Source organism: Nocardia ninae NBRC 108245 (genome assembly GCF_007990755.1).
Classification (GTDB): Bacteria; Actinomycetota; Actinomycetes; order Mycobacteriales; family Mycobacteriaceae; genus Nocardia; species Nocardia ninae.
Map to the genome: position 1 here is coordinate 1 of NZ_BJXA01000140.1, position 13,085 is coordinate 13,085.

The following is a 13,085-nucleotide window of genomic DNA, read 5'->3' on the forward strand; positions in this document are numbered from 1 at the left end:
GCCCGCGCCGCACCACACCCGGCCGGTGCGCTTCGTGTGGGTCCGCGACGCGGAGCTGCGGACTCGATTGCTGACGGCGATGGCCGACAAGTGGCGGGCCGATCTCACCGCGGACGGCCTGGCGCCCGATCGGGTGGAGCGCCGAATCGCCCGCGGCCGAATCCTTTTCGACGCCCCCGAGGTGATCATCCCGTTCTGCGTGCCGGACGGCGCGCACGACTATCCGGACGAGCGGCGCCGCGCCGACGAGCGCACCATGTTCACCGTCGCGGTCGGTGCGGCGGTGCAGGGCCTGCTCGTGGCGCTGGCTACCGAGGGCCTGGGCAGCTGCTGGATCGGCTCCACCATCTTCGCGCCGGAGATCACCCGCGCGGTCCTCGGACTCGAGGACGACTGGAATCCGTTGGGCGCCATCGCCATCGGCCACCCGCTTGAGGAACTCCGGCCGCGCCCGGTGCCCGGCGCCGGTTTCGGACTGGTCGAGCTGTGAGCGCGGATTCCCTGCACGCCTCGGCCATCGAGTTGCTCGAAAAATGGTCGCCCGGCGCGGATTACGACCAGTCGCTGCGGCACGCGATGCTCGCGTTCCTCGGCTCGGCGCCGCGTGGTTGTCTGCGTGAGCACGTGCCGGGCCACATCACCGCGTCGGCGGTGGTGTTCTCGCACGACGAACGCGAGGTCCTGCTGACCCTGCATCCGCGGGTCGGGGCCTGGATCCAGCTCGGCGGGCACTGTGAGGAGGGCGACGACACGGTCGCCGATGCCGCGCTGCGCGAAGCCACCGAGGAGTCGGGCATCAGCGGTCTGCGGATGGAACCGGAACTGTATGGCGCGCAGGCACATTCGATCACCTGCTCGCTCGGCGTGCCGACCAGGCATCTCGATCTGCTGTTCCGGATCACCGCGCCCGCGGGTGCCGTCCCGGTGCGCAGCGCGGAGTCGACCGACCTGCGCTGGTGGCCGGTCGACGCGCTGCCCGAGAACGCCGAAGTGCTGCTGCGGTAACTCCCCTCGACACCGAACACCCCGGCCGGAGATCGCTCCGACCGGGGTGTTTGTGTCTGAGCCGATCATTCTGCTTTACAAATCAGCGAATTTGTCTAGACAAACGACAAATCGATCTCTATCGTCCATTTCAGAGGTAACGCACGTCACACGTGACGTGCCGCTTTTGGATGGGAGACAACGATGTCGACAGAGGCCGACACGTCTGCGCAACCGGTGGCAACCCCGGACTGGCGCGATCGCAAGCGCTACATGTGGCTGTGGGGGTTGTTCGCTCCCACCGGCCTTTTCACGATCGGCATCCCGATAATCCTGGCCCTCAACGCGATCGGCTGGCACACGCTGGCGCAGGTACCGTTCTGGCTCGGCCCGATTCTGGTGTACATGCTGATTCCGTTGGCGGACATCTTCTTCGGACCCGACGGTGATAATCCGCCGGACGAGGTGATGGAGTATCTGGAGCACGACAAGTACTACCGGTATCTCACCTACCTGTATCTGCCGTTCCAATACGCGTCACTGGTCATGGCCTGCTATCTGATCAGCGCCGATCAGGTGAGCTGGCTCGGCTTCGACAACGGTCTGCACCTGGTCGACAAGATCGGCCTGGCGATCACGGTCGGCATGCTCGGCGGCATCGGCATCAACACCGCGCACGAACTGGGTCACAAGAAAGTGCACCTGGAGCGGTGGCTGTCCCGGATCGCGCTGGCCCAGTCCTTCTACGGGCACTTCTATATCGAGCACAATCGCGGCCACCATGTGCGCGTCGCGACGCCGGAGGACCCGGCGAGTTCCCGGATCGGCGAGTCCTTCTGGGCCTTCTGGCCGCGCACCGTGTGGGGCAGCCTGACCTCGTCGCTGCGGCTGGAGAAGGCCCGCCTGGCCCGGCTCGACAAGAAACCGTGGAGCCTGAAGAACGAGGTGCTCAGCGCCTGGCTGATGTCGGCGGTGCTGTACGCGGCGCTGGTCGCGGTGTTCGGGATCGAGCTGCTGCCCTATCTCGTGCTGCAGGCGGTGATCGGTTTCAGCCTGCTGGAGGCGGTGAACTATCTGGAGCACTACGGTCTGGTCCGTCAGCGCACCGCGTCCGGCCGCTACGAACGGCCCGCGCCGGTGCACAGCTGGAACAGCGACCACATCGTCACCAACATCTTCCTGTACCACCTGCAGCGGCACAGCGACCATCACGCCTACCCGACGCGGCGCTATCAGACGCTGCGCAGCTGGGACGGCGCGCCGAACCTGCCGAGCGGGTACGCCAGCATGATCCTGCTCGCCTACTTCCCGCCGCTGTGGCGCCGGGTGATGGACAAGCGGGTGCTCGCGCACTATCACGGCGACATCACACTCGCGAACATCCACCCCGCCAAGCGGGACAAAGTGCTCGCCCGCTACCAGGGCGGTGCGGCGATCGGCGAGGTGCGGGGATGAATCGCTTTCGCTGCCCGGTCTGTGAATACGTGTACGACGAAGAAAAGGGCGCGCCACACGAAGGTTTCCCGCCGGGAACGAGCTGGGAAAAAATTCCCGACGACTGGTGCTGTCCGGACTGCGGCGTCCGGGAAAAGATCGACTTCGAACCGATAGGAGCCGTCCGATGAACGATTACAAGCTGTTCCAGTGCATTCAATGCGGCTTCGAATACGACGAAGCCAAAGGCTGGCCGGAGGACGGGATCGTCGCGGGTACCCGCTGGGACGATATCCCCGACGACTGGACCTGTCCGGACTGCGGCGCGGCGAAGGCCGACTTCTACATGGTCGAAATCGAACGGTCGTGAGATTTTGACTGCGGCAACCGCCCGTGACAGTGTCGCCGGTATGCCGCGCTCCGGAACCCGCATCCCTTATCAGGAGGCGGCGCGTGAACTCCTGCGCGCCTCGGTCCTCGATGCCATGCGCGACCTACTCACCGAACGGGATTGGTCCAAGATCACCCTCGGCGACGTGGCGGGCAAGGCCGGAGTCAGCAGGCAGACGCTCTACAACGAGTTCGGTTCGCGCAGTGGCCTTGCGCAGTCCTACGCACTGCGCCTGGCCGACGATCTGGTCGACCACGTCGACGCGGCCATCACCGGCAATGTCGGTGATGTCCGCGCGGCGTTCCGTGAGGGCATGACCAATTTCTTCGTCGACGCCGCGGCCGACCCGCTGGTGCAGTCGCTGCTCGCGGGCGAGGTGAAATTGGATCTGCTGCGGTTGATCACGCTGGACGCCGGCCCGTTGCTGGACCAAGCCACCCGCCGGCTGTCGCTGGCTTTCCAGCACAGCTGGGTGGCGGCCACGGCGGCCGAGTCGGACATCATCGCGCACGCGCTGGTGCGCATCGCGCTGAGCTATATCCCGACGCCGCCCGGTCCCGGCCGAGACGCGCCCGCGGAGTTGAGTGCGTTGCTGAGTCCGTATGTCGAAGCGATTCTGGCTGCCCGGATCGAGCACTGATCCACCCCTGAAGAACCCCGGTCCGTTTGCGCTGAGTAAGCCAGGGCTTCAACTACATGTGAGCCCACTTAAAAGCTAGTCCCCATACCTGTAACGCTCATCACGTTTCAACCGTCAAAGTCTGCGAAACAGCCGTACAGTCTGGAACTATTCTCGTACATCGGAGTAAGGGTTCCTATTTAGCGGGGCAAACGTGCAAACGGTTGGCAAACCGGCGGTATCTTCAGATCCCAAACGACACTTATGGGTTTTCGGGCTGATCGCTCCACTGAGCGCACTCCTGCCCTCGCAACTCGTGTTGCAGACGGGCGCAAGGGTGTTCTGGTGGATCGGTCCAATCATCGTGTTGATCGTCATCCCGGTCCTGGACTGGGTTGTCGGCGAGGACGGCACCAACCCGCGCGATGAGGATTACGAGTTGCTGAGCAACGACCGGTACTACCGGTGGTGCACCTATCTGTTCCTTCCTGTGCAGCTGCTCGGCCTGCTCATCGCCTGCTACATGTGGGCGGGGCACGAGCTGAGCATCATCGACAAGCTGGGCCTGGCCGCGACGCTGGGCTTCGTCAGCGGCATCGGCATCAACGCCGCGCACGAGCTCGGGCACCGGGTCGAGCACGCGGAGCGCTGGCTGGCCAAAGTCGCGCTGGCGCAATCGTTCTACGGACATTTCTTCGTGGAGCACAACCGTGGTCACCACGTGCGGGTGGCGACGCCGGAGGATCCGGCCAGCGGCCGGCTCGGCGAGACGCTGTGGGAGTTCCTGCCGCGCAGCGTGTTCGGCAGCTTCCGCTCGGCCATCGAGCTGGAGCGGGTGCGGCTGGCGCGCAAGGGCCTGCGCTGGTTCAGCGTGCACAACCACATCCTGCAGGCCTGGTCGATGAGCGTGGTGCTGTTCGGCAGCCTCATGGCGCTCTTCGGTATCGGCGTGCTGCCGTGGCTGATCCTGCAGGCCGTGATCGGCGCGTCGCTGCTGGAGACGGTGAACTTCATCGAGCACTACGGGTTGCTGCGGGCTAAGAAGCCGAACGGGAACTACGCGCGCTGCTCACCGCGCGACAGCTGGAACAGTGACCGGCTGGTCACCAACATCTTCCTGTTCCATCTGCAGCGGCACAGCGATCACCACGCCAATCCGGGCCGTCGGTACCAGACGCTGCGCAGTTCGATGCAGGCGCCGCAGTTGCCCGCCGGTTACGCGACGATGATCCTGTTCGCCGTGGTGCCGCCGCTGTGGCGGGCGGTGATGGACCATCGCGTGCTCGAGCACTACGAAGGCGACGTCACCAAGGCCAATATCCACCCGCGCAAGCGGCGCCGGATCCTGGAGACCTACGGCACCGTCGCCACGCTGACCGCTGCGACCCAGGAGAATTCGGCCAAGGGTGCGTCGGCGCAGACGGTCACGCAGCAATCCCGTTCGGCGCAGGCGAACCCGGCGGAGTCCGACGTGCGGGAGTCGGGCGCGGCTTGAGTCACCGGCTCACCCCGGCTCAGCGGTGGTAGGCAGGAGGCAGGGGTAAACCCTTCTCCTGCAACACCTCCCGCATCCGGTCGGGGTAGTCGGTGATCACACCGTCCACGCCGGTATCGAGTTGCGCGGCGATCGTGGCCTTGTCGTTCACCGTCCACGGGATCACCCGCAGATCCAGCTCGTGGGCGCGCTCGACATAGGCCCGATCGGCCACCAGGCCGAAGCCGCGCTCACCTGCCTTGCGGCCGTAGGGGACCGAGTAACCGGGTGAGGCGGTGTTGGCGCCGAGGGCTTTCACCGCGCCGAGCGGATCGCCCGCGTAGTCCTCGTAGCGGATGGGGCCGAGCCACTTCGAGCCGGCCACGAAGGTGGTGTCGTCGTAGAGCGCGACCAAGGGGATCGCCGGATTCGCCTTGCGTACCAGCGGAAGTGCGCGCCAGTCGAAGCTCTGGATATCGACGTTGCCGGTCTCACCGGCCCCGGCGACCGTGCTGAGGATGACGTCCACGAACTCCTGCGGCGTCGCCGACTGCTCGGGGTGCTCGGCCTCCAGCTTCGTCTCGATGTTGTAGCGCAGCTGCGCGCCCCGGTAGGTCTTGACCAGATCGAACAGGGCGGGCAGCGTCGCTATCTTGTTGCCGGGCAGCCCCTGCTGGTCCGGGTAGTCGGCGAGGGTCTTGCCGCAGTCCAGCGTCTGGGTCTGGGCGTAGGTCAGGTCGTGCACCAGCTTGCCCACGTAAGGGAACTGCGGATCGTCCGGCGTGACGGGTGCGGTGTCCGCGCACTTGGTCGCGAGCACCGTCGGGTCGTGCCAGATCATCGGCATCTTGTCCTTGGTGAGCACGATGTCGAGCTCCAGCGTGCTGACGCCCAGTTCGATCGCCTTGCTGAAGCCCGGCAGCGATTCCTCGACGGTCAGCCCGCGTCCGCCGCGGTGCGCCTGCAGCTCTACTGTTCGCGGCGCGGTAGCCGGTGACGAGTCCGCTGAGCTGTCGCACGCGGTGCTCAGACCGAGGACGAGCGACCCGGCGACCGCGGTCGTGACGATGGCGCGAAGGTTCGGCATCGCGCCAAGCTAGCAAGGGTGAGTACGGTGTACCCACCCGCCGCGCCAGCGACTAACCTTGCGTGTTGGTACCGACTTACCAGGAGAGGCAGATAGAGGCTATGACGACCTCAGAACTTCCCGCGCGAACCGAGCTCACCGCCGATGTGCGCAACGGCATCGACTTCAAGGTGGCCGATCTCGGGCTGGCCGAATTCGGCCGCAAGGAGATCCGGCTGGCCGAACACGAGATGCCCGGCCTGATGGCGCTGCGCCGCGAGTACGCCGAGGTGCTACCGCTGCAGGGTGCGCGCATCTCCGGGTCGCTGCACATGACCGTGCAGACCGCGGTGCTGATCGAGACCTTGGTCGCGCTGGGCGCGCAGGTGCGCTGGGCCTCGTGCAACATCTTCTCCACCCAGGACCACGCGGCGGCCGCCGTCGTGATCGGCCCGCACGGCACCATCGACGAGCCCAAGGGCACCCCGGTCTTCGCCTGGAAGGGCGAGAGCCTGGAGGAGTACTGGTGGGCCGCCGAGCAGATGCTCACCTGGCCGGACGAGCCGGCCAACATGATCCTCGACGACGGTGGTGACGCCACCATGCTCGTGCTGCGCGGCGCGCAGTTCGAGAAGGCCGGCGTGGTGCCGCCGGAGGACGAGAACCACTCCGCCGAGTACAAGGTGTTCCTCAACCTGCTGCGCGAGCGCTTCGAGACCGACAAGGGCAAGTGGAGCGCCATCGCCGATTCGGTGCAGGGCGTCACCGAGGAGACCACCACCGGCGTGCTGCGGCTGTACCAGTTCGCCGCCGCGGGCGAGCTGGTGTTCCCGGCGATCAACGTCAACGACTCGGTCACCAAGTCGAAGTTCGACAACAAGTACGGCACCCGCCACTCGCTGATCGACGGCATCAACCGCGGCACCGATGTGCTCATCGGCGGCAAGAAGGTGCTGATCTGTGGCTACGGCGACGTCGGCAAGGGCTGTGCGGAATCGCTTGCCGGACAGGGCGCCCGGGTGCAGGTCACCGAGATCGACCCGATCAACGCGCTGCAGGCGCTGATGGACGGCTACGACGTGGTCACCGTGGAGAAGGCGATCGGCGACGCCGACATCGTCATCACCTCGACCGGCAACAAGGACATCATCACCCTCGAGCACATGAAGGCGATGAAGGATCACTCGATCCTCGGCAATATCGGTCACTTCGACAACGAGATCGATATGGCGGCACTGGAGCGCTCCGGCGCGACCAGGATCAACATCAAGCCGCAGGTCGACGAGTGGACGTTCAAGGACTCCGGCAAGTCGATCATCGTGCTGTCCGAGGGCCGTCTGCTGAACCTGGGCAACGCCACCGGCCACCCGTCGTTCGTCATGTCCAACAGCTTCTCCAACCAGGTGATCGCGCAGATCGAACTGTGGACCAAGCCGGACGAGTACGACAACGAGGTCTACCGCCTGCCCAAGCACCTCGACGAGAAGGTCGCGAAGATCCACGTGGAGGCGCTCGGCGGCGAGCTGACCAAGCTCACCAAGGATCAGGCCGAGTACATCGGCGTGGACGTCGATGGACCGTTCAAGCCGGAGCACTACCGCTACTGAGTCTCGATGCCTCGGGCGCGATGACATGAGCTGACAGCAGGCCGCCGGATCCACGGGATCCGGCGGCCTTCGCGTTTCTCCGGCCGCGGCGCGACCCGCGGTGCACCCTCGGTACCCTGCCTGCCATGGGCGAGCTGATTGTCATCGAGGGGCTCGACGGTGCAGGCAAGCGGACGCTGACCGAGGCCGTCACGACCCAATTGCGGGACGCCGGACTGCGAATCGACTCGCTGGCGTTTCCGCGCTACGGCCGTTCGGTGCACGCCGATCTGGCGGCGGAGGCGCTGCATGGCGCGCACGGTGACCTCGCGGCGTCGGTCAACGCGATGGCGCTGCTGTTCGCGCTGGACCGGGCGCAGGCGCGCGACGAACTGACGAAGTTGTTGGCGGACAACGACATCGTGCTGCTCGACCGGTACGTCGCCTCCAACGCCGCCTACAACGCGGCCCGGCTCGACGAGCAGGCCGACGGCAAAATCGTCGGCTGGATAGGCGAATTGGAGTACGAGCGGTTCGCACTGCCGACGCCCGCGGTGCAGGTGTTGCTGGACGTTTCGCCCGAACTCGCGGCCGAACGGGCGCGCAAGCGCGGTGAGCTCGACCACAGCCGGGCGCTGGACGCTTATGAACGGGACGGACAACTTCAGCAGCGAACCCTCGCGGTGTACCGTGAGCTGGCTCAACACAACTGGTATGGGCCGTGGTGGATATTCCGATCAGGTGACGATCCAGCCACATTGGCTGCGCGATTGGCGGATTTGATTACCCGCTAGGGTTAGATGTGCGGCGGGTTCACACCAGTGTTGGCGTGGCAGCCCGATCCTGGCCTGGGAGATGACACCATAGTAATTATGAAGCCGAAGATTCTGGTCGTCGACGACGATATGGCGCTCGCTGAGATGCTCACGATCGTCTTGCGCGGGGAAGGGTTCGACCCGCATGTGGTCGGCGACGGCACACAGGCCCTGGCGGCGGTTCGCGAGATCCGCCCCGATCTGGTGTTGCTGGACCTGATGCTGCCCGGCATGAACGGCATCGATGTATGCCGTGTGTTGCGGGCCGATTCCGGAGTCCCGATCGTGATGCTCACCGCGAAGACCGACACGGTCGACGTGGTGCTCGGTCTGGAGTCCGGTGCCGACGATTACATCGTCAAGCCGTTCAAGCCGAAGGAACTCGTCGCCAGGGTGCGTGCCCGGTTGCGGCGCACCGAGGACGAGCCGGCCGAGCTGTTGTCGATCGCCGACATCGTGATCGATGTGCCCGCGCACAAGGTGACTCGCGGCGGTGCGCAGATCTCGCTGACGCCGCTCGAGTTCGATCTGCTTGTCGCGCTTGCCCGTAAGCCGCGTCAGGTGTTCACCCGCGAGGTGCTGCTCGAGCAGGTCTGGGGCTACCGGCATGCCGCCGATACCCGGCTGGTCAACGTGCATGTGCAGCGGCTGCGCGCCAAGGTCGAGAAGGATCCGGAGAACCCGGAGATCGTGCTGACCGTCCGCGGCGTCGGCTACAAGGCCGGACCGCCGTGATCCGTCGCGTTGAGCGAGTGATGGCAGCGTTCGTGCGGACGGAGGCATCGAGCGCCGACGAGGCTCGGTCGTGATCGATCGCTCCAGCAACAAACTGGAGCGGCGACTGGCAGCGGTAGGAGCCAGATTCACCGAGCTGGGGACGGTGCTCGGCCATCTCTGGCAGCGGTCGTTGCAACTGCGGGTCGCGGTCTCGACGATCACCCTGTCGCTGATCGTGATCACCATCCTCGGTGTGGTGCTGACCGATCAGATCACCAACCGGATGCTGGACACCAAGATCAACGCGGCGGTCGAGGAGATGGTCCGCGCCCGCAACGCGGCGCACAGCCAGCTGGTCGGTACGCACGACACCGGTACCCAGCTCAATCGGCTCGTCGAGGCGCGCAACGCGCTCTCCAGCGACGGTAGCCCGCAGACCGGGGTCGCGGGCAGCTACGACGTGGCGCTGGTGATGGTGGACAGCGGCCAGCAGGAGGTCGCCGCTGGCCCGATCCAGGACGTGCCCGCCGAGCTGCGCAACTTCGTGCGCCGCGGCCAGGTCAGCCGTCAGTTCAGCACGGTCTCGGACGCCAGCGGCTATCGCGGCCCCGCGCTGATCATCGGCAGCCCGAGCACCGAAATCCCCACGCTGGAGATCTATCTCATCTTCCCGCTGGCCACCGAGGCACGCAGCCTGTCGCTGATCCGCGGCACCATGCTGATCGGCGGCATCGTGCTGCTCGTCTTGCTCGCCGCCATCACGGCGCTGGTGACCAGGCAGGTGGTGCTGCCGATCCGTTCGGCGGCGCGCATCGCCGGTCGCTTCGCCGACGGCAGGCTCAAGGAACGCATGCTGGTGCGCGGCGAGGACGACATGGCGCGGCTGGCGCAGGCCTTCAACGAGATGGCCGAGAGCCTGTCCAACCAGATCACCCAGCTGGAGGAGTTCGGAAACCTGCAGCGCCGCTTCACCTCCGACGTCAGCCACGAGCTGCGCACCCCGTTGACCACCGTGCGGATGGCCGCGGATCTGATCCACGGCAGCAGCGACGATCTCGATCCGGCGCTGGCCCGCAGCGCGGAGCTGCTGGTCAACGAGCTGGACCGGTTCGAGGGCCTGCTCAACGACCTGCTCGAGATCAGCCGCCACGACGCGGGCGTCGCCGAACTCCAGGTCGAGTCGCTGGACGTGCGGATGTGCGCGCGGGCGGCGATCTCCACGGTGCGGCACCTGGCCAAGGACGCCGGCGTCGAGGTGGTCATCGATCTGCCCGAGGAACCATTGGTCGCCGAGGTGGATCCGCGCCGGGTCGAGCGGGTGCTGCGCAACCTGCTGGCCAACGCGATCGACCACAGCGAGGGCAAGCCGGTGCTGATCAGGATGCGCGGCGACGTCGACGCCAACGCGGTCTCGGTGGTGGTGCGCGACCAGGGCGTCGGGCTGCGGCCGGGCGAGGAAAAGCTGGTCTTCAACCGGTTCTGGCGCTCGGATCCCTCGCGCATGCGCCGCTCCGGCGGCACCGGGCTCGGGCTCTCGATCAGCGTGGAGGACGCGAACCTGCACGAAGGCAGGCTGGAGGCCTGGGGCGAGGTCGGCGTCGGCGCGAGCTTCCGGTTGACCCTGCCGCTGGTGCGCGGCAAGAAGCTCGGGGTCAGCCCGCTGCCGCTGGAGCCGGTGCGCAAGCAGGCCGTCGTGCGGCAGGTCGAGCTGGAGGCCGTCCCGGCTTCGCCTGCGCCGGAACCGAATCCGGTGTCCGGTGCGACATCGGCGGCGGCCACCGGAAACGGGTCGACCCCGCCTGCGGCACCGTCAGCGGCGGGGACCGACCCGGCGCATGAACCGGGGGACGTACCGTCATGACTCGGCGTTACCCGCACGGTGCGCGCTCGGCGCGAGCCTTCCGATACACACCCCCGACGACGGAAGCGCTCGGTCCCGGGGGAAGGGGTTTCATGGCAATGCGTGTCGGTTCCGCGAGGACGCGGCGGCTGTTCGCGTGCGCCGCGGCGGCCCTTGCGGCCTTGGTCGTGCTCTCCGGGTGTGCCAGCCTGCCGGAGTCCTCGGCGCCGCAGGCGCTGGGCACCATCGACCGGGAGCCCACCTCCGAGGGCCCGCCGCCGCCCGTCGCCGGGCGCGACCCCGATCTGCTGCTGCGTGACTTTCTGCTGGCTACCGCCGACCCGACCAATCGGCACCTGGCGGCCCGCCAGTACATGACCCCGTCGGCCGCCGCGCACTGGGACGACGCGGCGGGCACCACGATCGTGGAGAAGCCGGACACCTTGCGCGAGTCGCGAACCGGTGACAAAGCGACCTATCGCATCCGGGCGCGCAAGGTCGCCGAGCTGGAGACCAACGGCGCGTACCGCGCCTCGGCGGACCCGCCGCTGGAACACAAGATCGAGATGACGAAGGTCAACGACGAGTGGCGCATCGACGAGCTGCCCGACGGCGTGGTGATGGACTCCATCGCGTTCGGCAAGTCGTATCGGCGCTACGTGCTCTACTTCGTCGATCCGACGAGCAGCGTGGTGGTGCCCGATCTGCGCTGGGTGTCGGTGCCGAAGGCGCAGTTGACCCAGCGGCTGCTCGCCATGCTCGGCGAGGGCACCCAGCCCGCGCTCGCCCCGGTGCTGCGCAACGAACTGGCCGCGCCGATCACCTTGCGCGGCCCCATCACCAAGGCCAATGGAGATCCGGACGAGGTCGGGGTCGGGATCGGCGGCGTGAAGATCGACTTCGCCGGCGCGTCCGCGCTCAACCCGCGCGATCGTGAGTTGCTTGCCGCGCAGGTGGTTCTCACCCTGGCGGGCGCGGACATTCTCGGCCCGTATGTGCTGCTCGCCGACGGTAAACCGTTCGATGACCGGTTCACCGGCAGCGGCTGGTCGACCGCCGATGTCCAGCAGTACAGCCAGCCGACTGTGGGGAACAACCAGGTCGGCCTGCACGCGCTGCGCGGTGGCGCGCTGGTGCAGGTGCCGGAGAACAACGCCGTCATCACCCCCGCGCCGGGTTACTTCGGTGCCGTGAACAACCTGCTTTCCGCGTCGCTCTCGCCGGACGGTCAGCTCGTCGCCGGGGTGGCAGACACCGGACGGCCCCCGCCGGAACTGCCGCGCACCCTGATGATCGGCACCTACGGCGGCAACGCCATTCCGGTCGCCGCGGGTGCGACGATCACCCGGCCGTCCTGGAATGTCGACGGCACCGCCGCGTGGGCCGTCATCGACGGCGAGCGGGTGATCCGGGCCGTCAACGATCGGACCACCAACACCGTCTCGGTCCAGGATGTCGATACCTCCGCGCTCACCACCTCGAGCTCCGGGTCGAATTTCCGGCCGCCCATCACCGAGCTGCGGCTCTCCCGGACCGGCGTGCGGGCCGCGCTGATCGCGGACGGCAAAGTCTATGTGGCGGTGGTGGTTCCGAAGCCAGGCGGCGGATACGCCTTGGCGTCGCCGCTGCCGGTGGGCGTCAACGCGAGTGCGAACGCCGTGTCGCTGTCCTGGTTCGGCAACGACCGGTTGATCATCTCCCGAGAAGGCAATGTCGACCCGGTGGGCACCGTGTCGATCGACGGTTCACAGCCGATGCCGCAGACCAGCCGCAACCTCACGGCGCCGGTGCGGCAGGTGAGTGCCTCGCCGGAGCACCAGTACGCCGCCGATTCCCGCGCGGTGCTGGAGCTGACCAGCAATCCGGACGGTGGCGAACCCTACTGGCGCGAGGTGCCAGGGCTGGGGGCGAACGCCGTGCCGGTGCTGCCGGGCTGACGGATTTCTGCGGAGCCATCCGTACCGATTCCCCCGGACAGCGCACGCGTAAACAGTTCCCTGGCAACGGGAATGCGGTAGCGGCCGGCTCCGCGGAGACGGTCGCTTGTCGGTGGGCAGGCGCACACTCGGTCGATGCGGACCCTGTTGGATCTGATCCTGCCCGCCTCGTGCGCGGGCTGCCGGGCGGCGGGGGTCGGCTGGTGCGCCGACTGTGCGGGC

The 13,085-nt window shown here is 67.0% G+C and carries 13 protein-coding genes; 12 read left to right on the forward strand and 1 reads right to left on the reverse strand.

All coding sequences use genetic code 11. The features are described 5' to 3' along the window. From NN4_RS43325 to NN4_RS43355, 7 genes are all read left to right on the forward strand, one after another. Positions 1–490: nitroreductase family protein (locus NN4_RS43325; protein WP_186818911.1), on the forward strand; the 490-nt coding region annotated here is incomplete at its 5' end. Then, positions 487–1,005, forward strand: coding sequence for an NUDIX hydrolase (locus NN4_RS43330; protein WP_147143949.1), 519 nt, complete (start codon positions 487–489; stop codon positions 1,003–1,005). The genes NN4_RS43325 and NN4_RS43330, both read left to right, overlap by 4 nt. Positions 1,006–1,188: 183 nt before the next feature. Then, positions 1,189–2,439, forward strand: a complete 1,251-nt coding sequence (locus tag NN4_RS43335) for an alkane 1-monooxygenase (RefSeq protein ID WP_147143952.1) — start codon at positions 1,189–1,191, stop codon at positions 2,437–2,439. After that, positions 2,436–2,609, forward strand: a complete 174-nt coding sequence (locus NN4_RS43340; RefSeq protein ID WP_147143955.1) for a rubredoxin — start codon at positions 2,436–2,438, stop codon at positions 2,607–2,609. The genes NN4_RS43335 and NN4_RS43340 overlap by 4 nt, the downstream gene beginning before the upstream one ends. Beyond that, on the forward strand, positions 2,606–2,788 hold the full coding sequence (locus NN4_RS43345; protein WP_135233038.1) for a rubredoxin: 183 nt from the start codon (positions 2,606–2,608) through the stop codon (positions 2,786–2,788). The genes NN4_RS43340 and NN4_RS43345 overlap by 4 nt, the downstream gene beginning before the upstream one ends. Positions 2,789–2,828: 40 nt before the next feature. Next, the gene (locus NN4_RS43350; protein WP_147143959.1) at positions 2,829–3,449 is read left to right on the forward strand and encodes a TetR/AcrR family transcriptional regulator; all 621 of its coding nucleotides are present in this window, start codon (positions 2,829–2,831) and stop codon (positions 3,447–3,449) included. A 193-nt stretch (positions 3,450–3,642) separates the two neighbouring features. Continuing rightward, positions 3,643–4,923, forward strand: coding sequence for an alkane 1-monooxygenase (locus NN4_RS43355; protein ID WP_147143962.1), 1,281 nt, complete (start codon positions 3,643–3,645; stop codon positions 4,921–4,923). 19 nt (positions 4,924–4,942) lie between these two features. On the opposite strand, the gene NN4_RS43360 is transcribed toward NN4_RS43355, so the two are convergent. Beyond that, complete coding sequence (locus tag NN4_RS43360) at positions 4,943–5,989, reverse strand: glycerophosphodiester phosphodiesterase (RefSeq protein ID WP_147143965.1); 1,047 nt, start codon at positions 5,987–5,989, stop codon at positions 4,943–4,945. A gap of 101 nt (positions 5,990–6,090) precedes the next feature. On the opposite strand from NN4_RS43360, the gene ahcY reads away from it, so the two are divergent. From ahcY to lpqB, 5 genes are all read left to right on the forward strand, one after another. Beyond that, on the forward strand, positions 6,091–7,575 hold the full coding sequence (gene ahcY / locus NN4_RS43365; protein WP_147143968.1) for an adenosylhomocysteinase: 1,485 nt from the start codon (positions 6,091–6,093) through the stop codon (positions 7,573–7,575). Between the two features lie 125 nt (positions 7,576–7,700). Continuing rightward, entirely contained in the window at positions 7,701–8,348 is a 648-nt protein-coding gene (locus NN4_RS43370; RefSeq protein WP_147143971.1) for a dTMP kinase, read from the forward strand. A 78-nt stretch (positions 8,349–8,426) separates the two neighbouring features. Continuing rightward, positions 8,427–9,104 (forward strand): MtrAB system response regulator MtrA, encoded by a 678-nt coding sequence (gene mtrA, locus NN4_RS43375; protein WP_069163595.1) that lies wholly within the window; start codon positions 8,427–8,429, stop codon positions 9,102–9,104. A gap of 70 nt (positions 9,105–9,174) precedes the next feature. Continuing rightward, a complete protein-coding gene (mtrB, locus tag NN4_RS43380; RefSeq protein ID WP_147143974.1) occupies positions 9,175–10,947 on the forward strand; it encodes an MtrAB system histidine kinase MtrB in 1,773 nt (590 codons plus the stop codon). Positions 10,948–11,045: 98 nt separating this feature from the next. Continuing rightward, positions 11,046–12,863 (forward strand): MtrAB system accessory lipoprotein LpqB, encoded by a 1,818-nt coding sequence (lpqB, locus tag NN4_RS43385; RefSeq protein ID WP_371865852.1) that lies wholly within the window; start codon positions 11,046–11,048, stop codon positions 12,861–12,863. The last annotated feature ends 222 nt before the right edge of the window (positions 12,864–13,085 follow it).

What these genes read in the sequence shown, in the direction of transcription:
- NN4_RS43370 (WP_147143971.1), top strand. Translation starts at nt 7,701, where the DNA reads ATGGGCGAGCTGATTGTCATCGAGGGGCTCGACGGTGCAGGCAAGCGG.
- lpqB (WP_371865852.1), top strand. Translation starts at nt 11,046, where the DNA reads ATGCGTGTCGGTTCCGCGAGGACGCGGCGGCTGTTCGCGTGCGCCGCG.
- NN4_RS43340 (WP_147143955.1), top strand. Translation starts at nt 2,436, where the DNA reads ATGAATCGCTTTCGCTGCCCGGTCTGTGAATACGTGTACGACGAAGAA.
- mtrA (WP_069163595.1), top strand. Translation starts at nt 8,427, where the DNA reads ATGAAGCCGAAGATTCTGGTCGTCGACGACGATATGGCGCTCGCTGAG.
- NN4_RS43350 (WP_147143959.1), top strand. Translation starts at nt 2,829, where the DNA reads ATGCCGCGCTCCGGAACCCGCATCCCTTATCAGGAGGCGGCGCGTGAA.
- NN4_RS43345 (WP_135233038.1), top strand. Translation starts at nt 2,606, where the DNA reads ATGAACGATTACAAGCTGTTCCAGTGCATTCAATGCGGCTTCGAATAC.
- NN4_RS43360 (WP_147143965.1), bottom strand. Translation starts at nt 5,989, where the DNA reads ATGCCGAACCTTCGCGCCATCGTCACGACCGCGGTCGCCGGGTCGCTC.
- ahcY (WP_147143968.1), top strand. Translation starts at nt 6,091, where the DNA reads ATGACGACCTCAGAACTTCCCGCGCGAACCGAGCTCACCGCCGATGTG.
- NN4_RS43335 (WP_147143952.1), top strand. Translation starts at nt 1,189, where the DNA reads ATGTCGACAGAGGCCGACACGTCTGCGCAACCGGTGGCAACCCCGGAC.